The sequence below is a fragment of the Bradyrhizobium sp. UFLA06-06 genome (assembly GCF_054820065.1).
The window spans coordinates 67,631-86,967 of the sequence record NZ_JADFUD010000006.1 but is presented as its reverse complement, the minus strand read 5'-3'; the positions used below and the strand labels follow the sequence as shown (position 1 = coordinate 86,967).

The following is a 19,337-nucleotide window of genomic DNA, read 5'->3' as shown; positions in this document are numbered from 1 at the left end:
TCTTATACACATAGTTCGTCGGCAGCGTCAGATGTGTATAAGAGACAGCTCTCGCACGATCCCCGCGCGACACCGCCCTCGGTGTTGATGCGCTGGACAACGGTCGCGGCCGATAGCACGCCATTACCATGCCGGTCGATCACTTTGAGCTCGAGCGACGGAATGTCGTTCGAGGTCGCGCCGGGCGCGCTAGCGACGACCTTGCCCTTCACGGCACTACCGTCCGAGAGCTCCCAACTCGGTCCACCGTAATGCCGTCCAATCGACTTTCCGTCCAGCATGAGCGTCGCAATCGGCTCGCGCAATTGCCAAGTCAGCGCGCGAACTCTCGACTGGGATTTCCCAGCGTCCGGCTTGCATTCGTAGACCTGTGCTCCCTCGGCATGGAGAGTAGTGATGACGGTCCTGTCGCGCACCGTAATCGCCAACGGCTCTTGCGCCGCTGCCCTGCTGACGGGCCAGAGGGCAGCAAACGAAACGGCGTTGAACAACGCTTTGGAAATCTTCATCGGTTTTCTCGACTTGGTTGCAGTAATCGTATGGGTCGCCTGCCGGGGGCGAAGCCGGTGCGCCCGCCGACCTAGTCTAGCGCTCGCGCAAAACTTCCTGGCGATAGCGCAGCAGCGGCGAAAGCAGATAGCTCAGGACCGTCCGCGATCCCGTCTTGATCTCCACGGTCACCGCCATGCCGGGCGACAGATTAACGACCCTGTCGTCGATCTGCATTTCGGTGCGATCGAGCGAAATGCGCGCGCTGTAGTTCAGTTCCTGTCCCTTCGGCTCGCTGGTTTCGCTCTGCGTCACCAGACTCCGATCGTTGGCGCGATCGTGCTGGCGATCGCGGACTACAGCATCTTGCGAGACCGAAAGCACCTGACCATGCAAGAGCCCATAGCGGGTAAAATTGAAGGTATCGATCTTGATCTCGGCTTGCTGCCCGGCATGGACAAAGCCGATGTCGTGATTCGACACCATGGCTTCGATTTCCAGCCGGCTGTCGCTCGGTACGACCACCAGCAGCGACTGCGCCGGCGTGACCACGCCGCCGATGGTGTGGATCGCGAGCTGCTGCACCACGCCGTCGACGGGAGCCGTCAGCTGCTGGAGCCTGGTCCTCTGCTCGGCCTTGATCAGGTCCTGCGCGAGCCCGTTCGCCTTCTGCTCGGACTTGGCCAGTTCGTCGGAGAGCGTATGCCGATACTCCGCCACCGCCTGCCCGCGGGTCTCGCGGATCGCTGCGATCGCCGCCTCGGTCTCATGCAGATGGCTATTCTGCACGTTGAACTCTTCCTGTTGCTCGACCAGCAGCTGGAGCACCTCGAAATAGCCGAGCTTCGAACCCAGCTCCTTCTCGACCAGCGTCTTACGAATGTCGACGCGCGACTGGATCACCGGAATGATCGTCTCAAGCTTGTGGATTGTCGCCGATGCTGTGGCTTGCTCGGCCTCCTTCTGCGCCTGCTGGCGCAGGAGTGCCGCGATCTTGGCGCGATGCTCGGTCACCTGGTTTAGCAACAACTGACGCTGGGTCGCAACAAGTTCCGGGTCGGCACCGGTGGGCGGCATGAAGTCGGCAGCGGGATCGTCGCTGCCGGCGAGCGCGGCGCGCACGCGCGCGATGTTGAGCCGCTCGGCCAGCAGATCGTTGCGCAAATGATCGCGCTCCGCCGCGTTCACGGTCGGGTCGAGTTCGATCAGCACGTCGCCGGCCTTGACCACCTGCCCGTCCTGTACCCTGATCGACCGCACGACGCTGGTCTCGAACGGCTGCACCACCTTGGTGCCGCCGCCCGGCAGGGTTTTTCCGGTCGCCGAAGCCACGATGTCGATGGTGCCCCACCAGGCCCAGAGCAAGGCCGCGCAAAACACCAGGGCGATGCTGGCCGCGGTCGCCCGGCCGACCGGCGACGGCGGCGTCTCTACGATCTCGAGCGCCGCCGGTAGGAACGCCAGCTCCTCGCTGCTTCTGCGTTGCGCAGGGCGGAACGGGATCACGCGTGGCGCGGATCCGGCGGCAACAGCCGCTTCAGACGACTTCATGGAACCCTCCTTGCAACCGGTGCAGCGACGCGTAGCGGCCGCCGGTCTTGATCAGCGTGTCGTGGCTGCCGTCCTCGACCAGGCGACCGCGATCGAGCGTGACGATGCGGTCCGCCCCGCGGACAGTCGAGAGCCGGTGTGCGATCACCAGCACCGTCCGCCCCTTGGCGATGTCCTTCATGTTCTGCTGAACGATGCGCTCGCTCTCGTAGTCCAGCGCGCTGGTCGCCTCGTCGAAGATCAGGATGCGCGGGTCGCCTACCAGCGCCCGCGCGATGGCAATGCGCTGCCGCTGACCGCCCGAAAGCGTCGAGCCGCGTTCGCCGACCACGGTGTCGTAGCCCTCGGCAAGTTCGAGGATGAAGTCGTGCGCGCCGGCGAGCCGCGCCGCCGCAACGATACGTTCCATTGGCATCGCCGGATCGGCAAGCGCGATATTGTCGCGCACCGAACGGTTGAACAGCACGTTCTCCTGCAGCACGATGCCGATCTGGCGGCGCAGCCACGCTGGATCGGCCATGGCGAGGTCCATGCCGTCCACCAGCACCCGCCCTCGCTCCGGGATGTAGAGCCGCTGCACCAGCTTGGCGAACGTGCTCTTGCCCGAGCCCGAGGGTCCGACGATGCCGACGGTCTGGCCGGCCGGCACCTCGAAAGAGACATCGTGCAGCGCTTCCTGTCCGTCAACGCGGTAGCGAAACGAGACGTGATCGAATTTGATGTCGCCGCGGATCGACGGCAGCCGCGCCCGCCCGGCCGAATAGGTCGACTCGGCGGTGGTGTTGAGGATGTCGCCGAGCCGCGCGATCGACAACCGTGCCTGGTGGAAATCCTGCCAGATCTGCGCCAGGCGCAGCACCGGTGCACTCACCCTGCCGGCCAGGATGTTGAAGGCGACGAGTTCGCCGACCGAGAGATCGCCGCCGATGACGAGCTTGGCGCCGCAATACAGGATGCTGGCCGTGACGATCTTGCTGACCAGCTGTACCGTCTGGCTCGCGCTGTTGCCGAGACTGAGGACCCGGAAGCTTGCCGCCACATAGCCGGCCAGTTGCTCTTCCCAGCGGCGCTGCATCTGCGGCTCGACCGCCATCGCCTTGAGTGTTTCGATGCCGCTGACGCTCTCGACCAGAAACGCCTGGTTCTCGGCACCACGCCGGAATTTCTCGTCGAGCCGCCGCCGGAACAGCGGCGTCGCCCCGGCCGATATCGCGATATAGAAGGGGAACGAGCCGATCACGATCCACGTCAGCAGCGGCGAATAGAAGTACATCACGCCCAGGAAGACGAACGTGAAGAACAGGTCGATCAGCAGGGTCAGCGCCGAGCTGGTGAGAAAATTGCGGATGTTCTCCAGTTCGCGCACCCGCGCCACCGAATCTCCGACACGACGGGCCTGGAAATAGGCCAGCGGCAAAGCCAGCAAATGGTGAAACAGGCGTGCGCCGAGTTCGACGTCGATCCGGTTGGTGGTGTGGGAAAACAGATAAGTGCGCAAGATCCCCAGCACGGTCTCGAACACCGAAATCGACACCAGTCCGAGAACCAGGACGTCGAGGGTGGCTAGCGACCGGTGCACCAGCACCTTGTCGATCACCACCTGGAAGAACAGCGGTGAAACCAGGCCGAACAGCTGCAGGAAAAGCGATCCGACCAGCACCTCACCGAGCAGATGACGATATTTGTGAATCGCGCCCAGAAACCAGGCGATGTCGAAGCGGCGGGTGATATCCGACAGACCGGCGCGACGGGTCATCAGGATCAGTTGACCGTCCCAGACCGAAACCAGTTCGTCCCGCGTCATCAGTGCGGGGCGGGACGCCGGCGCTTGCACCAGAACCTTGCCTTCGGCGGCCTTGGCGACCACCAGGAATCCGCCGTTGCGCAGGGCCGCGATGGCGGGCAAGGGCGTGCTGCCGAGCCGAGACCAGTCGGTCCGGCAGGCACGTGCCTTGAGCCCGAGGCCTTTAGCACACCGGAGCATCTCCGGTGTGCTGATCTTCTCCGTGCCCAACCGATGCGCGATCTGTCCGGCATCGGCCGCAATCCCCTGGAGATGCAGCAGCGTCACAAGGGCTTCGAGACCTTGATCGACCGGCCCCGTGCTGTTGGTTTCGTTGCTCACGGATGTTCTCCAGGTGATGTTGCGTCAGGCCGCGTGCGGCTGCGTCAGCGGCGGCTGCTGGCCAGGTGTAGGATCGGCAAGCGGCATGCCGCCGAGTGCAGCCCCCGTCGAGACCAGGCTTGAGGCCATGAACTGGCCCAGCAGGGCAGCGCTCGCCATAGACGAAGCGTTACTCATGGCACTGCCGGGATGCATCACCGCCTGGAATTGGAGGTTGTTGCCGGTGCCACCGTCGAGAACATCGGTTCCGCCATTGCCAATCAGGGTGTCATCCCCTGCGCCCCCGCTCAGAGTGTCGCTGCCGCGGCTGCCGATCAGGATGTCGTTGCCGTCGCCGCCATTGGCGATGAACTGCATCGCCCCTCCGAGCCCGAAGGCGTTGATGACGTCATCGCCTTCGAGGCCGTTGATCACGATGCGATCGTTGGCCTCGAAGCCGGTGATCGTGACGTCGGTAGCCAGACCCGACACCGTGATCACGCCGTTGTTGTCGTTGATCGAGATCGCGTCGTCGCCATTGGTGGCGTTGATCACGACCGTGTCGACTTGACCGTCGCCTTGTCCGCTACCGATAGGCGCGGACAAGTCGATCGCAACGCGCTTCACGTCGGTCTTGGACAGGTCGCCCACCGCGATGGTGTCCGCACCACCCAGCGCGTTGACATCGATGTTCTCGATGTGATCGAGATCCATGGTGACGACGCCGATGTCGCGGCTGAGGATCGCATGGCTGCCACTGGCCGAGATATCCATGCTCTCGTTGACGTTGGCGCCGTTGAACAGCAACGTGTCGTTGCCGGCCTCTCCGTCCACGGTGTCGCTGCCATCGCCGGGGTTCCAGACGAAGGTGTCATCGCCGGCGCCCATTTTCGCCAGATCATTGCCGCGCCCGCCAATGACGGTGTCGTTGCCCACGCTGCCGGTGATGGTGTCGTTGCCATCGCCGCCGTTGAGGGTGAGACTGATCTGGCTGCCGTGGACTCCGGAAGCGTTGATGATGTCGTTGCCGGTGCCGCCATTGACGACAAGCCGATCGAGCCCAGCGTCCATACCGCTGACCCTCACTTGCGCCGCCAATCCGTTGACGGCGACCGACGAGCCCGTGCTGACGACGCTGATGCGGTCGTCGCCGGCGGTGCCATTGACGTTCACGGTGTCGGCCACGCCGTCGCCCTGACCGCTACCCGGCGTCGCCGACAGGTCGATTGCGACCTGCTTGGCGTCGGTTCCGGAGAGGTCATTGACTGTGACCGTGTCGGCGCCGCCGAGGGTAGCGAGCTGGATGTGCTCGATGCCGCCAAGATCCATGGTCACGTTGCCGACATCTCGGAACAGCCTCACCCGCGAGCCATTAGCCGAGATGTCGATGTTCTCGCCGACATTGGCGCCGTCGAACACCAGCGTATCGGTGCCTGCCCCGCCATCGACCGTGTCGCTGCCGTCGCCCGGATTCCAGACGAAGGTGTCGTTACCGTTGCCAAGCGACGCGACATCGTTGCCGCGACCGCCGATCACGGTGTCGTTGCCCTCGCCGCCGATCAGTCTGTCGTCGCCCGGGCTTCCGGTGATGGTGTCGTTCCCGACACCGCCATCGATGGTGAGGCCGATGACACCTGCCGCAAGACCAGCGGCGGTGATGACGTCGTTGCCAGCACCACCCTCGACGATGAGCTGGTCGTTGGCCCCCTCTGATCCGGCAAGGGTAACCGTTGCGGGCAGGCCGGCGACCGTGACCGAGCCTCCCGCTCCCGCCACCTGAATGTTGTCGCTGCCGTTGGTGCCATTGACGGTTACGGTATCGGCCGCGCCGTCGCCCACGCCACTGCCAGGCGTGGACTCGAGATCGATCGCGACCTGGGTGACGCCGGTTCCGGTGAGGTCGCCGACATTGATGTTGTCGGCGCCGCCGACCGCGTTGAAATCGATGTGCTCGATGCCGTTGAGATCCATCGTGATACTGGCGACGTCGCGGCTGAACTTCGCCCGGCCATGGTTGGCGGTGATGTTGATGTTCTCGTTGACGTTGGCGCCGTTGAAGACCAGCGTATCGGTGCCGTCCTGGCCTTCGACCGTGTCGCTGCCGTCGCCCGGATTCCAGATGAAGGTGTCGTCGCCGGTACCGCCGAGCAGGCTGTCGTTGCCGCGGCCGCCGATGATGACGTCGTTACCGGCTCCGCCGATCAGCGTGTCGATGCCGTCACCGCCGGTAATGGTGTCGTTGCCATCGTCGCCGTCGATGGTGAGATGGATCAGGTTGGCGAGGCCGTTTCCTGCGGTGAAAACGTCATCACCGCCGCTCATGTTAAGCACGAAGTTCTCGGTGGTTCCGATATCAAGCGAGAACGGCGCAGGGCTAATCCGATCGAAGCGCACGCGTGTGCCATTGGCCGTGATCGAAAAGACTTCGGCACCGTTGCCGCCATTGACTTCGGCGGTATCGATGCCGTCGCCGCCTTCCATCAGGTCGGTGCCCTCGCCCGGGTTCCAGATCATGCGGTCGTTGCCGGCCCCGCCGAACATCTGGTCGTTGCCGGTGCCGCCGGTCAGGGTGTCGTTGCCGTCCCCACCAAACAGGAGATCGTCCCCGCCCTTGCCTTGCAGGATATCGTTGCCGGCGCCGCCGAACAGCTGATCAGTGCCCGAGCCCCCGATCAGGATGTCGTTACCCGCGCCGCCGAATAGTTGCACGGCCGGCATCGCACCATTGGCTTCGTCGACCGAGATCGTGTCGTTTCCGGCCTGACCGAACACCTGGATCGTCGCGGTGTTGGCAACCGTCGGTCGGCCGCCGAGGATGGTCACCGCGCCGCCGTTGATGAGAATGTTGCCGGCCGCATCGCGGCTGGCGACGATGGAGTTGTCGAGGGCGTCGTCGAACACCGTCAGCACGCCGGAGCCTGCCGAAAAACTGGCTGTGATTGCCATCGTAGCGGTCCTTTCGGGAATTGATGAATCAGCGCGAACGCTCATTCCTGGGGTGGTGGTTTCGTTGGTGCTTCGTACGGATCTGTTCTCGTCGTGGTATGCGTCTCCACCTGTCCCGACGCGGGTGAGCGCGGCGGAGACCGTGGAAGGCGCCCAGAAGGCATGGGCCGGGCAAAACGCTCGATCTGGTAGCCATTGTCACCTCCGTAATCTTGACGCGCGCATGCACGGCTGCGGGCCACCAGAAATGGCGGCCCTGCGCTACGGAAGTATTTCAGGCAAGGGTAATCGTGTTACGGCTGTAACCTGGCGTGCGTACGCAGGCAGCGGTCCAATGCCGCAGCAAGTTCGGCGTTATCCAGTGGCCAGTGCAGCACTTCGGAGATGCCGGCGTCCGTCAGCAAATCGACGCTGACATCGGCGGCCGTCGCGACGGCAAGCAGCACAGGCTGCAACGGCGATACCTCGTGCAGGGCTCGCGCCAATTCCACCCCGCCCTGGGGCCGCGAGGCCTGACCGACCAGGATGATATCGAATCGAGCGGGGTCGGAACGACATGCCGCAAGGGCATCCGCCGCCAGCTCAAACCCGACCGGCTCGTACCCGAGCGCCGCCAGCTTCTCTTCATCGCGCAACAAACGATCTTGCTCGCTTTCGACGATCAACACCGTCTCGCCGCGTCCAAGCGAAAGCGCCGGCAACTCGTCAGCCGCGATGGAGTCCGCCGCCACGGCGGGCAGCCACACTTCGAACCGGCTTCCACAGCCGGGTTCGCTCTGAACGTTAATGGCGCCATCATGATCGCGGACGATCTCGCGAACCGTTGCGAGACCAAGGCCAGTTCCTGCCACGCGTGTCGTGAAGAACGGCTCGAACATCCGCCGCGCCACGCGTTCATCGATTCCGCTCCCGTTGTCGCTGACGGAAACGCATACGTAGCGCCCCGGAGAGAGCCCACCGTCGCTCATCTCCACGAAAGCGGCCATCTGTTCTTGTTTCACGGCCACGCGGACACAACCGCCATCGTTCGTCGCTTGCGCAGCGTTGGTGCAGAGATTGAGGATGACCTGCTGGAGCTGCGCCGGTTCGCCGGACACGGCGACGTCGGCCGGAACATCTTCGAAGACAAGCTCTACATCCGACGGCAACGAGGCACGCAACAAAGAGGCCGCCTCGTCGAGCAAAGTGCACACCTGAACTGGACGAGCACGCCCGTCGGTCCGACGGCCGAAGGTCAGGATATTGTCGACGAGGTTGCGACCGCGCTCGGCGGCCCGGCGTATCTCGTCGATGTGCTGTGCCGGTTTGGAACCGCGGGTAATTTGCGGCTCCGCCATCTCCGAATAGCCGAGGATGGCACCGATGATATTGTTGAAGTTATGCGCGATCCCGCTGGCCAGCGATCCTATCATCTGCATGCGACGTGCACGCTCCAGCCGCACGGCAAGCTTGGTCCTTTCGCGCTCCAGAAATTCGCGCTCGAGCGCATTAGCTACGGCGTCACTGGCAAGCCTCGCGAGGGGGATAGGAGAGATCTTGTTCCGTATCGGGCGGAAGCGGTCAAAACCCATGATGCCCCGGACCCGACCTGGCCGAATCAGCGGCAAACAGGCCCACGCGCGCACGCCGGTACCGGCCAATGCATCCCTGATAGCGCCGGGCGGCAAGGCGCTCGCGTCGGCAATCGTGACGCCGTCTCCTGCGCCGGGCTGCTCGGCTACCGCCAACGCCCGCCGAGGCCAACCTGGCGGAAACGTCACTCCGTCCTTCGACCATGCGTGGACCCGGATCGGCCTCTCGTCCAAAACCACATACGCGCGATCCGCGTCGATGATCCGACTGAATTCAGCCAGCACCTGCTTCAATCGCGTCCCGGTTTCGGCCGGGGAGCAATTGATTAGATGCGTCGAATTCTCGGCAATGACGTGTTCGAATTCTGCCCGCCGACGCAACGCCACCGCCCGAGCTCGCAGCCGAAGGCCGAGAATGACGAGCATGACGAGCAACAGCAGGGAGGCAACGTAGAGCAGCAGCCGATAGCGCTGCTCTCCAGACTCAACCACGGATCGATGGCGAGAAAACAGCTCGCGAGTTCTCTCCAAGGCTTGCGTGCTTGCCACGGCGATGAAGGCCTTCAGCGTTTCATCGACCGCTGGGAGCTGCTCATAGAGCAGCCGTGCATGCGCCAGCATCGCGCGCGCTGATTCCGCGTCCGGTCCAGTGGTGGGCGTTTGCTGCGCAAACTGGTCGATCCTTTCCTGGAGCGCTCGCATCGCGCCGGATGAAGTGTCTCGCGACAGGTGGAGGATCGCAGCCGCCAATGCGCCCGTCGCCGGCGCGAGTTGCACGTCGTTGGCAAGGAACGCCGGGCTCGTGCTGAGCAGGCCCACATAGGAGAGCGAATTCTGCAGCAATGCGTTGCTGGTCTTGAAACGCTCCAGCAGCTCTTCCTGCTCGGCAACCGCCGACGCTAGCTGGTCAATTGGCTTCGTATCGAGACCTTCGGCCCGTGCGTGAGACCGGAGCCGACTGAGCGCATCGTCCATCGCTCGCGCATCGGCAGTAAATGCATCGTAGTCACGAAGCAGGCCAGCTCGCGCCTGAAGCACGTCGCGGTGAAGCGAGGCCTCGGCAAGCGCATATTCGTCGAGCGTCTGGAGCGTCACTGCATAGGCGGACGCGTTGGTATCTATGCCGCGCAACAAAAGCCAGGTTAGCAGCGCGAGCAGAAATGAAACCCCGAGAATGAACGGCAGATTCCTCATGGGATCGGCGAGCCAGTGCGCTGTGTGGCCGTGGCCGGCCTTACGGCTCGACCTCGATATGTCCCGGTCAGCGTGTTGAGGAAGGCGACGATGGCGGTAGTTTGCTGATCGGTTAAAATGCGGTCGAGTTGGGCGACGCCCATCGCTTTGACCGCCTCCGGCAACGTGGCCGCGCTGCCATCGTGGAAGTATGGCGCTGTCGTCGCCACATTTCGCAAGCTGGGCACGCGAACCAATGCCGGCTCCGGCGAGCCCAACGGATGGAAGATGCCGTGCCGCTGAAACAAATTGCCGCCAACATTGACACCCTGATGGCAGGCGATGCAGCCGAGCGATTTGAAAACCTGATAACCCGACAACTCGTCCGGCGTCATGGCGGTGGTTTCCCCGGCAAGCCATCGGTCGAAGCGGCTATCTGGCGTAACTAATGTCCGCTCGTATGTCGCGATCGCATCCAGTATGGCGGCGACATCAGGCTCCCTTCCGTAGGCATCACGAAACTGCCCCACGATTTCGGGGTCAGCACGCAGTTTGCCGAGGGCTTCGTCAACGCTCGACGCCATAATCGCTGGATTGCGAAGACTGCCCTCAATTCCTTCTTCCAACGAGCGGAAATTTCCCTCCCAATTCAGGCGGAAGTTCAGGCTCGCATTGAAAACCGTCGGCGTATTGAGGGCGATCGGTTGGCCTTCACGCGTATCGTGGATCCTGGCGCTGGCCCCATTGGTTGCTATATCGTGGCATGATGAACAACTGTGTGTATTATCATGAGACAGACGCCGGTCGCCGAACAATCGTTCTCCGAGCAGGGCACGCTGTGGTTCTTGTGCACGTGGCATGGGAATTGGCGTGATAGGCTCGCGGTCGGCGCGCGCCTCGAAGCTCGGCGATTGAGCGTTTGCCGGCGAGAACGCGCTGGGACAAACGAGCGCCAGCAGTAGACACGCGAAACCGCAGCCGTACACGGCTGCCGTCGTCACCGGCGGTGCCGTTGAAGGAACTGGATGCAATGATCGGCTCATCACTGAATGACCCGGGTCCTCGCGGAAGCGCTGATCGCCAAGTGTGCGTCCTCGTCGTGGAAGATGATCCTGCCTTGCAGCGCATGATCCTAAACTATTTCGCGGAGAACAACATCCGGACCCTGGCAGCAAGTAATCGGCAGGAAATGGTCAGTCGGCTTGGCAGTGCCGAGGTAAATCTGGTGATCCTTGATCTCCGGCTTGGATTAGAAGATGGACTGGATCTTCTGCGGGAGATCCGCTTGAACTCCGAAGTGCCCGTGATCATCATCACGGGTCACCGCCGCGACGACATCGATCGCGTGGTCGGTCTCGAGCTTGGCGCCGACGATTATCTGACGAAGCCATTCAACCTGCGCGAATTGCTCGCGCGTGTTCGCGCGATCTTGCGCCGGTTCGATGCCGGAAGGGCCACGCCGGCGCGCGATCCAGAGCGCGGCCGATTTCGATTTTCTGGCTGGCAGCTCGACCGCAGGATCCGGCAGCTTACCGACCCGGCTGGTGCCCCCGTCGCGTTGACAAAGGGCGAGTACGCGATGCTGCTGGCCTTTCTCGAAGCGCCACAACGTCCGCTTAGCCGCGAGCACCTATTGCAGGCGACCCGCGTTCACGAAGATGTTTTCGACCGCAGCATTGATGTGCAGATTCTTCGCCTGCGGCGCAAGCTCGAGCGCGACCCGAGCGCGCCGCGCGTGATCCAGACCGAGCGCGGCGTCGGATATGTATTCGCCGTTCCGGTAGAGCGGGTCTGACGAGGCAATTGGCGACCAACCCGGGAGTTTCACTCGCGCAACGTCTCCACTTCCGACGCAGTTGGGGGGACGAGCGCCTCGCCATGGGTCAGGCCTCCGCGGACGTGCACCGGTCACTTAATGATTGCCTTCGGCGACCTAGTCCGGTTAGGCAAGCAATCTAATTGGCTCAACCCGATCACCGACCCAGGAACTAAGCATCTGGTGGAAGAGAGTGGCGGATTGCCACAGCGTGCGGTGATAGAGCTGCCCCTTCGTGGAGTTTGGCGCGACCTGCTCGCAAAGATCGAGCCCCATCGTCAAATGGTGCATGTCGACATCGGCATGTACACCTCCGGGCCCATCAATAACTAATGCAAATCTGCTCGCGTTGACCGTCTCAAGATTTTTCTTGATCTCCCGGTGCACACGTCGTGCACACGCCACACACTAACCGATTGATAAACTTGAACTCTCGCTCCAATCCATCATCGGGGCGACGGAAAATTTCCATGTCATCTCAATTGCGTAGCCGTAACATCGGTTCGATGCAACATGATGTTTCGGAACGCTGCCCCGGCGGAACAGGCCCGGCCCAACCAAAATATCGAAAACAACCCCATGCAAAGTAGCTTCGCCATTACGAGGAGCTCAGCGCAGAGGCGGTCAGGATTGTACCGGCTACCCGGGAAGTCGACAGACATCCGGATGCAGCAGCGGCGCCTCCCTGATCCAGATTTTCGCGCCCTGCGGGCCAGTCGTCGCTTTCAGGTCGACGCCAGCGGGTAGCCGACCCCAACCCTGCGGCTGCAGCGTCTCGCCCCCGATCGTCAGCCCCCCCGATAGAACAAAGAACTCGAGCCCGCGCGCGTTCGCAAGGCTGATGACTTCACCCGGCCGCCAGTCTTCAAGGCGGACCTCCTCGTGGCCGTCGTCAAATAGCACGCTGACGCTGCTTGCACCGGGGCGCGGCGCAACCTGTTGGCCCTCACCTGGCTGACGCACGACCTGGGTCCGGTCCTCGTCCCGGAACTGCCAGAGCCGCACGAAGATGGTACAGCCGTCCTTCGAGGCGGGGACGTGTGACGTCCCCGGAGGGTTGCGGAAGTAGCTGCCCGCGGGATAGTCGCCATGCTCATCCTGAAAAATACCTTCAAGGACGACAATCTCTTCTCCGCCGCCATGCGTATGACGCGGGAAGGCGCTACCGGGAGCATAGCGCACGATCGAGGTGGCGCGCGCGACTTCGCCGCCGATGCGGAACAGCATGCGCCGATCCACGCCGGCCGACGGACTGGCCACCCAGTCCAGTTTCGAAGCGTGAACGATAACGGGCTTCGACAGATCATCGTTGATGCGCATCGTTACTCTCCCTCAGGTGGCACCATCCAAAACCCACCGCTTTGCCATTTCAGATCGCTTGACCAGTGCAGGTCCCTCAACCAGGACAGGTTTAGATCCCCGCGAGCGGAACGCCACTCACCGCATTCTGCGGTCGTCGTGACGCGATCAGCCGCCGCGCCTCGTCGGCTCGACCACTGCGCAGCAAGGCGCAAGTCACCGAGTATTCCAGCAGGTCGCGCTGGGCGCGGCTGCCTCCAACCCTTTCATGGGTTGCCAGGACGGGCCTTAGCTCATCGACGACCCGTGCCCAGTCGCCCTTGGCCAAACCATCGAAGCCGCGCGCGATGGGCACCACCATGTCCGCGGCGGGTCCCTTCGGGTTCTCAATGATGCCAGCCAGAGCCTCCGCATCGCCGGCCATTGCAAAGGCGAGCGCGCTGTGCATGTCGGCAAAGATGATCCCCGAGTTGGGAAACCACTTCGCCGCATACTGGCTGATCTCGCTCCACAGTTCCGGATGTCGCGGCTCGCCTGCCATCTCCGCGCGCGCAAGGAACGACGCGCAATCGGTGAGGACATTGATTTGCGGCCCCCACGAGCCGCCCGGATGCAGCGCCTCACGATAGATCTTCCAGGCTTGATCCCGCCTGCCGGTCTCCAGCGACCACAGGGCAAGATGCCAACTGATATGGCAATGCAGTTGCCCCTCGCGTGGGTAGACGGCGTTCCATTGCTCGAGGTAAGCTAGCCCCTCCTCGCGCTGTCCTTTCTCATAGAACAGATGGGCCTTGATATGCGCAGCGTGAGCGTTGCGGGGACAACCACGAAGTGCGGTCTCGATATTCCTGAAACCACTGTCGAGCCTGTGCAGTTCGATTTCCGCAAACGCGAGCACCGTTCGAAACCACCAGTCATCGCCGTAATGGGTTGCAAGCGGCTCCAGCATCGCCAGTTGCTCAATCTCGCGGCCGGACTTGCCCGAGAAGCCGATCAAGCCGAACACACCGGTGGCCGGTGCCAGCACCATGGCATCGCGCGGCCAGTGCTTCATATGTTCGGCGATCGCCGAAACCGCCGCAGCGCCTTGACCACTCAGGATCTTGGCAAAGATCGCAATATGACCTTGCTCGCGCGAAGTCGTAGCCGGCGCCAGCGCGATCGCGCGTTCGAGCGGCGCTTTGGCTTCGTTGCCGCGACCGAGCAGTTGCAGGGTTCGCGCAAGCGCGACGTGCGCCAGCGCAAAACCTTCGTCGGCGGCGATCGCGTCGCGGAATGCCTGGTCAATTCCCGAGCCGGCCGCGAGCAGCTTATCGACGCCGGCGACATATGCATCGCGGGCGGCGGCAGACCTTGTGCTCAAGGGGTTACCGTACCGGTCTTCAAGAACGCGCACCCGATTTCCCATCGAACTCTCGGTCATTTTGATGACACTCCCTCCATGGAAACCCGCTTGGCTTTCGCCTGCCGCCGGCGGCGCTCATCACCCAGCTTGAGCAGCCGCTCTCGATCCTCCGGATTTACTCTTCCATAGCGGGGCCGCCAGAGGGAACCGTCCTCCTTCCACGCAAATGGCGCTTTCACAGTCGTTCGCGGCGCCGTCGTCGTGTCAAAAAGGGCGAGCGCCTCGCGCATGATTTCGCGCTGCATGTCCGGTCGCCAGGGATGCCCGCAAGGATTGCCCAGCGGGAAATCCGTGAAATAGAACCGTGGCACGCCGCAGTGCTCCACGACATCCTGCGCCGAACCGATAATGACCGTCGGAATGCCGTTCGCTTCCAGATGCCGGGCCACCAAGCTTACGGTCTGATGACACACGGGGCAAAGGGGGCAAAGGATCGCAGCATCCGCCCCGTCTTTTCGAACCCGTGCCAGGATTTCAGGTGCATCCTCCGCGTTCGTTTTCCGTTGGCTGTATTCTGTCGGCACGCCGTGAAAGTGCCGGGTCAGTCCGACGAGGGCGCCTTCGCCGACCAGTCCGAAAGCGGCTTCTACCGGCAAGAAGCTGCCCGGATCATTGGTGTGGGTCGATTCCTTGTCCCAAGCAACGTTGTCGGTAAACAGCTTCCCGGGCGGCGGCGAAACCACACCTGACCACACCCGCTTCACGCCGTCAAAATCCGGCGGACTGGCCGTGGTGATCAGTGCGATACGCAGGTCCGATGATGGTTTGGCAGGTTTGGTGAAAGGGACATCATCAAAGCTCGCCCAGACATAGTCGTTGTCGTAACCAAGGGCACGGTAATATTGGCGCGTTCGCTCCATATATTGAACCGGGGTTTCCGCTACGCTCATGTGGATTCTCCTCGAGACGCTAACTTGGTCGTGCGGCGGGCCGGTATTGAAAAGCCGATGAGTGCCAGCAACGCGCCGAGCAATGGTACGAACGACAGCAGCAGGACGGTCGACCAGCCGAAGGACGACAGCAGCCCGCCCGAAAGGAAGGAGCCGACGGTCATCGTGCCGAAGACCACGAAGTCATTGAGCGACTGAACGCGCGCCTTTTCCTCGGGGCGATGGCACTCCAGAACCATCGCCGACGCGCCGATGAAGCCGAAGTTCCAGCCGATCCCGAGCAGGCTCAGCGTCGCCCAGAAATGCACGACATCGATCCCGAGCAGGCCCACCGACGAAGCGGCCGCAATCAGCACCAGCCCGACCGCGACGATCGCGGATGCGCCGAAGCGCGTGATCAGGCGGCCCGTCCAGAAACTCGGGGCGTACATCGCGACGACGTGCCACTGCAGACCGAGATTGGCCGATTCCTGAGGCAGCCCGCAGAGCTTCATCGCCAGCGGGGCTGCGGTCATGAGGAAATTCATGAGCAGATAGGAGACGACCCCGCAGATCACGGCCAGGATAAAGCGCGGCTGCCGGGCAATGACAGCGAGCGGCCTTCCGGCGTTGAGATGCGTTGCAGTCAGCGGAGGAAGCTCAACGCCCGCCAGAATAACCGCGGAGAGCGCGGCAACCACCGCCTGGCCGACAAACGTCGCAGCAAAGAGGTAGGGCGCCCACAGATTCATGGTGTGCGTCACAAGCTGTGGACCGATCACACCGGCGAACACACCGCCAGCCATCACGGCCGAGAGCGCGCGCGGACGCCGTTCAGGTGCTGCGCAATCGGCCGCCGCAAAGCGGAAAGAGAGCACCACGGCCGCGTAGACGCCGCCAAAGAAGGTCCCGGCGCAGAATAGCGGGAATGACGCGTTGAGTACCGCCAGGAGCGCAATCAAGCCCGCGAGGACGCCGCTGCCGGCACCAAGCAGGAATGTCGTGCGCCGGCCATAGCGCTGCGCGACAACGCCCGCCGGCAGCGTGCACAGAGCCATGCCGACGACAAAAACCGAGACCGGCAGCGTCGCAAGTGCCTTGGTGGGCGCCAGCATGTCGCCGACCACGGCCCCGGTTGCGTAGACGACCGTGGAATTGGCGCCCGCGAGGGCCTGGGCGACAGCCAGCCTTGCGACATTGTTGCGCTCGCGGCGAATAGCGGTCGGCGCCTCATGGCTGGGAACGGAAAAATTGAAGTTCACGCTGCGGCTTGCTCCGCCGTTAGATGTCCGTCGACGGGACGTCGACGATCGGACCGGTGGCCGGTCCGCGGGCCGTGGATCACCGCGTTGGAGTTAAGGAGAAATCGCTGGACTTTTCCTTCTACAGATTGCCAATTTATGTCGATGAAACGTCACATTTCGCCAAGGAATGCCGGCTGGAAGACGGTCGATGCCCCGCACGGCCTCGGATCACCGAAGCCTTTGATCGTTCGGGTGCAGTCTCTTCCTGCGAGGAGCTACTTCGCCGAACACTGTCACGGCTGGAATCAGTTGGTCTACGCGATCTCAGGCGCGCTCACCGTGAAGGCGGATGAACGGAGCGTCGTCATTTCTCCGGAACAGGCCGTCTGGCTGCCGGCCGGTACGAAGCATTCGGTCGGCTCCCTGATGGGAGCGGAATTCCGGAGCCTCTGGGTCGCCAATGCTGCCAGCCAAGGCATGACTTCCGGCACGACCGTCATCCATGTGTCCCCGCTCCTGCGGACGCTCATCGTGGAAGCCGCGTCGCTGAAAAGCGAGGATCGTCGCTACGCCGCTCGCGTTATCGCGCTCATCCTCGATCAGTTGCGGCGGGCGACGCCGATCTCGGCAGCGTTACCTTGGCCCACCCACCCGGGCCTGCTGGCCCTCTGTGAGACCCTCTACGCCGATCCAGCGAATCCGCGCCATGCCGAGAGATGGGGGCGTGAGATCGGCATGTCGCCGCGAACCTTGACGCGGCACTTCGAGCGCGAAGTCGGCATGAGCCTGCGCGCATGGCGTCAGCGTCTCCGCCTGCTCAAGGCTATCGAATTGTTGGGCAGCGACCTGCCGATCACGGAGATCGCGTTGCGGCTGGGCTACTCATCGGCCTCAGCATTCATCTTCATGTTTCGCTCCGAAATGCGCATTAGTCCCCTGCAACATCGGCGCAATCTAGGCCACGCGGCCAGCGGAGCGACTTCATCAAGACATCGATCCGGACCTCAAGATGCGCCCCACCGGTCGCGCTGACCCTTCAGCCGCAGGGACTCGTTGGAAACCGTAGTTCAGTTCGAAACAAGCGGAATACGGCCGTCCGGATCCGGGGGAGGCTCGCTTATGCGCGACTCTCAATGGCGAGGTAAGCGAGGGCCGTCCCTGCCCCGTTATCCAGCGAACACGACGACCATGATCGATCCCCAGGTTGTCAGCAGAATATTGGAGATCGGATAGGCGGGCGTGTAGCCAAGCACCACCACGGAGCTGCCCGAGCGCTCCTGAATGGCCGCCATCGCGGCCGTGACCGTCTGTGCTCCAGTCAGTGCACCGAGCAGGAGGATCGGATTCATGCGCAACACGAAATGGCCGAAGCAGAAGCCGACGATCTGCGGCAACAGGGTGACGATCATGCCACCCAGCAGCAGCCCGATGCCCGACTCGCGTATCGCGGAAAGGAAGATCGGCCCGGCATGAATCCCGGTCAGGCCGACGAACGCCGCCAGTCCGAGCGACGTCATCAGGCTGATGGCGCCGTCGGGGATCCGGCCGAAATACGGCAGACGTGTGCGGAGATAGCCGACCAGAAGTCCGGCGAGCAGCGTACCGACGCTGGTGCTCAGCGAGATCGTGACGCCACCAACCGAAAAACTCACGAGAACGCCAAGCAGGCCGCCGAGGAAAATCGCGAGCCCGAGCACCACGAAATCGATCGTGGCACTCGGCGCAACGATGACGCCGATGCTCCTGGCGGCATTCTGCACCACAGCTTCAGGACCCACGATACGCAGCATATCGCCGCGCTCCAGAACCGTGCCGGCAGCGATCGGAAGCGCTTCATCGCCCCGGCTCACCGAGCGCAGATAAAGGCCGCGCGTCCAGTCTTGTTCCGACGCCTGCTGGAGACTGCTGCCTGCGAGCTTCGCGTTGATCAGGAACACGTCAGCCGAGATCAGCGGGATATCGAGGAGCTCCCGGTCCTCGACCTCTTCGCCGCGCGGTCCGATCAGTTCGACGATGATCAGGCGCGGCGCCGACAGCGCGATCACGTCGCCTGCCGCGAGCACCGTTGCAGGCTCCGCCTCGAGGATGCGCTCGCCGCGACGGATACGGTGGATGAATACACGTTGCCCGGGCACGCGAGCTTCGGCGGCCGCAACTGTCAGCCCGACGATCGCAGCGTGAGCATCCAGCCGGTAGGCGCGCAGTTCGAACTTGCGCCAGGCCGACGCCAGGCCGGGCTTGGCGCGCGTGATGCCCAGGGCCTGTTCCAGTTTGAGCGCTTCCGTCTTCAGATCGATCTTCAGCAGCGCCGGAACGACGATCGTGCAGAACGTGATCACGCCGGCATAACCGAAGATGTAGCAGACCGCATCCGCCACCGCGATGTGCGAGACAAACAGCGCGCGCTGTGCCTCGGACACTGGCAGGGAATTGACCGCGTCGGTCGCCGTACCCATTGCAGCGCTCTGGCTGAGCGCGCCCGACATGAGCCCGGCGGCAAAGCCGGGGTCGAGCCGCAGCACGCGTGCCACGACGATCGCTGCCGCAAGGCCGGTGAGGCTCACGACAACGGCCATCAGCATCGGCTTCAGCCCGTCGCGCTTCATCGCCAGCACGAATTGCGGACCGACCGAATAGCCGACCCCGAACAGGAACAGCAGGAACAGGAACGATTTGGTCATGCTTGAGACGGGCACATGCGCGAAATCGCCGACCGCGAGTCCTGCGAACAGCGCGCCCGTCACCGGGCCAAGGCTGAAAGCGCCGATCCTGAAGCTCCCGATCCAGTAGCCCGCCGCGATCACCAGGAACAGCGCGAGCTCCGGATAACGAACGAGAAATTGCGCCAGCCAGGTCAACATCGTCTCAAC

General features: G+C 63.1%; 14 protein-coding genes. 3 read left to right on the top strand and 11 right to left on the bottom strand.

All coding sequences use genetic code 11. The features are described from left to right. Nucleotides 1–2 precede the first annotated feature (2 nt). The 6 genes from IF803_RS07155 to IF803_RS07130 form a co-directional block, all read right to left on the bottom strand. Entirely contained in the window at nucleotides 3–509 is a 507-nt protein-coding gene (locus IF803_RS07155) for a DUF3455 domain-containing protein (RefSeq protein ID WP_461191716.1), read from the bottom strand. Between the two features lie 76 nt (nucleotides 510–585). Next, complete coding sequence (locus IF803_RS07150; RefSeq protein WP_461191715.1) at nucleotides 586–2,040, bottom strand: HlyD family type I secretion periplasmic adaptor subunit; 1,455 nt, start codon at nucleotides 2,038–2,040, stop codon at nucleotides 586–588. Next, complete coding sequence (locus IF803_RS07145; protein ID WP_461191714.1) at nucleotides 2,027–4,165, bottom strand: type I secretion system permease/ATPase; 2,139 nt, start codon at nucleotides 4,163–4,165, stop codon at nucleotides 2,027–2,029. The genes IF803_RS07150 and IF803_RS07145 overlap by 14 nt, the downstream gene beginning before the upstream one ends. 24 nt (nucleotides 4,166–4,189) lie before the next feature. Further along, nucleotides 4,190–7,090, bottom strand: coding sequence for a beta strand repeat-containing protein (locus IF803_RS07140; protein WP_461191713.1), 2,901 nt, complete (start codon nucleotides 7,088–7,090; stop codon nucleotides 4,190–4,192). Nucleotides 7,091–7,383: 293 nt separating this feature from the next. Further along, entirely contained in the window at nucleotides 7,384–9,855 is a 2,472-nt protein-coding gene (locus IF803_RS07135) for a two-component system VirA-like sensor kinase (protein ID WP_461191712.1), read from the bottom strand. After that, complete coding sequence (locus IF803_RS07130; protein WP_461191711.1) at nucleotides 9,852–10,835, bottom strand: cytochrome-c peroxidase; 984 nt, start codon at nucleotides 10,833–10,835, stop codon at nucleotides 9,852–9,854. Before IF803_RS07130 ends, IF803_RS07135 begins: the two co-directional genes overlap by 4 nt. 29 nt (nucleotides 10,836–10,864) lie before the next feature. Here IF803_RS07130 and IF803_RS07125 point away from each other — a divergent pair, with 29 nt between their 5' ends. Both IF803_RS07125 and IF803_RS07120 read left to right on the top strand, forming a co-directional pair. Beyond that, nucleotides 10,865–11,629 carry a response regulator gene (locus IF803_RS07125; RefSeq protein WP_461191796.1) on the top strand — a complete coding sequence of 255 codons (765 nt, stop codon included), beginning with the start codon at nucleotides 10,865–10,867 and terminating at the stop codon, nucleotides 11,627–11,629. A gap of 120 nt (nucleotides 11,630–11,749) precedes the next feature. After that, on the top strand, nucleotides 11,750–11,983 hold the full coding sequence (locus tag IF803_RS07120; RefSeq protein WP_461191710.1) for a hypothetical protein: 234 nt from the start codon (nucleotides 11,750–11,752) through the stop codon (nucleotides 11,981–11,983). 306 nt (nucleotides 11,984–12,289) lie between these two features. On the opposite strand, the gene IF803_RS07115 is transcribed toward IF803_RS07120, so the two are convergent. From IF803_RS07115 to IF803_RS07100, 4 genes are all read right to left on the bottom strand, one after another. After that, nucleotides 12,290–12,970 carry a cupin domain-containing protein gene (locus IF803_RS07115; RefSeq protein ID WP_461191709.1) on the bottom strand — a complete coding sequence of 227 codons (681 nt, stop codon included), beginning with the start codon at nucleotides 12,968–12,970 and terminating at the stop codon, nucleotides 12,290–12,292. A gap of 91 nt (nucleotides 12,971–13,061) precedes the next feature. After that, the gene (locus IF803_RS07110; protein ID WP_461191708.1) at nucleotides 13,062–14,372 is read right to left on the bottom strand and encodes a tetratricopeptide repeat protein; all 1,311 of its coding nucleotides are present in this window, start codon (nucleotides 14,370–14,372) and stop codon (nucleotides 13,062–13,064) included. Continuing rightward, the gene (locus IF803_RS07105) at nucleotides 14,369–15,244 is read right to left on the bottom strand and encodes a glycine reductase (protein ID WP_461191707.1); all 876 of its coding nucleotides are present in this window, start codon (nucleotides 15,242–15,244) and stop codon (nucleotides 14,369–14,371) included. The genes IF803_RS07110 and IF803_RS07105 overlap by 4 nt, the downstream gene beginning before the upstream one ends. Continuing rightward, nucleotides 15,241–16,485, bottom strand: a complete 1,245-nt coding sequence (locus IF803_RS07100) for an MFS transporter (RefSeq protein ID WP_461191706.1) — start codon at nucleotides 16,483–16,485, stop codon at nucleotides 15,241–15,243. Before IF803_RS07100 ends, IF803_RS07105 begins: the two co-directional genes overlap by 4 nt. A 138-nt stretch (nucleotides 16,486–16,623) precedes the next feature. Here IF803_RS07100 and IF803_RS07095 point away from each other — a divergent pair, with 138 nt between their 5' ends. Continuing rightward, nucleotides 16,624–17,499: an AraC family transcriptional regulator gene (locus IF803_RS07095; RefSeq protein ID WP_461191705.1), complete on the top strand. Its 876-nt coding sequence runs from the start codon at nucleotides 16,624–16,626 to the stop codon at nucleotides 17,497–17,499. 134 nt (nucleotides 17,500–17,633) lie between these two features. Here the strand turns inward: IF803_RS07095 and aspT are convergent, their stop codons facing one another. Continuing rightward, complete coding sequence (gene aspT / locus IF803_RS07090) at nucleotides 17,634–19,328, bottom strand: aspartate-alanine antiporter (protein ID WP_461191795.1); 1,695 nt, start codon at nucleotides 19,326–19,328, stop codon at nucleotides 17,634–17,636. Between the last annotated feature and the right edge of the window lie 9 nt (nucleotides 19,329–19,337).

What these genes read in the sequence shown, in the direction of transcription:
- IF803_RS07155 (WP_461191716.1), bottom strand. Translation starts at nt 509, where the DNA reads ATGAAGATTTCCAAAGCGTTGTTCAACGCCGTTTCGTTTGCTGCCCTC.
- IF803_RS07150 (WP_461191715.1), bottom strand. Translation starts at nt 2,040, where the DNA reads ATGAAGTCGTCTGAAGCGGCTGTTGCCGCCGGATCCGCGCCACGCGTG.
- IF803_RS07140 (WP_461191713.1), bottom strand. Translation starts at nt 7,090, where the DNA reads ATGGCAATCACAGCCAGTTTTTCGGCAGGCTCCGGCGTGCTGACGGTG.
- IF803_RS07135 (WP_461191712.1), bottom strand. Translation starts at nt 9,855, where the DNA reads ATGAGGAATCTGCCGTTCATTCTCGGGGTTTCATTTCTGCTCGCGCTG.
- IF803_RS07125 (WP_461191796.1), top strand. Translation starts at nt 10,865, where the DNA reads ATGATCGGCTCATCACTGAATGACCCGGGTCCTCGCGGAAGCGCTGAT.
- IF803_RS07120 (WP_461191710.1), top strand. Translation starts at nt 11,750, where the DNA reads ATGATTGCCTTCGGCGACCTAGTCCGGTTAGGCAAGCAATCTAATTGG.
- IF803_RS07115 (WP_461191709.1), bottom strand. Translation starts at nt 12,970, where the DNA reads ATGCGCATCAACGATGATCTGTCGAAGCCCGTTATCGTTCACGCTTCG.
- IF803_RS07110 (WP_461191708.1), bottom strand. Translation starts at nt 14,372, where the DNA reads ATGACCGAGAGTTCGATGGGAAATCGGGTGCGCGTTCTTGAAGACCGG.
- IF803_RS07105 (WP_461191707.1), bottom strand. Translation starts at nt 15,244, where the DNA reads ATGAGCGTAGCGGAAACCCCGGTTCAATATATGGAGCGAACGCGCCAA.
- IF803_RS07095 (WP_461191705.1), top strand. Translation starts at nt 16,624, where the DNA reads ATGTCGATGAAACGTCACATTTCGCCAAGGAATGCCGGCTGGAAGACG.
- aspT (WP_461191795.1), bottom strand. Translation starts at nt 19,328, where the DNA reads ATGTTGACCTGGCTGGCGCAATTTCTCGTTCGTTATCCGGAGCTCGCG.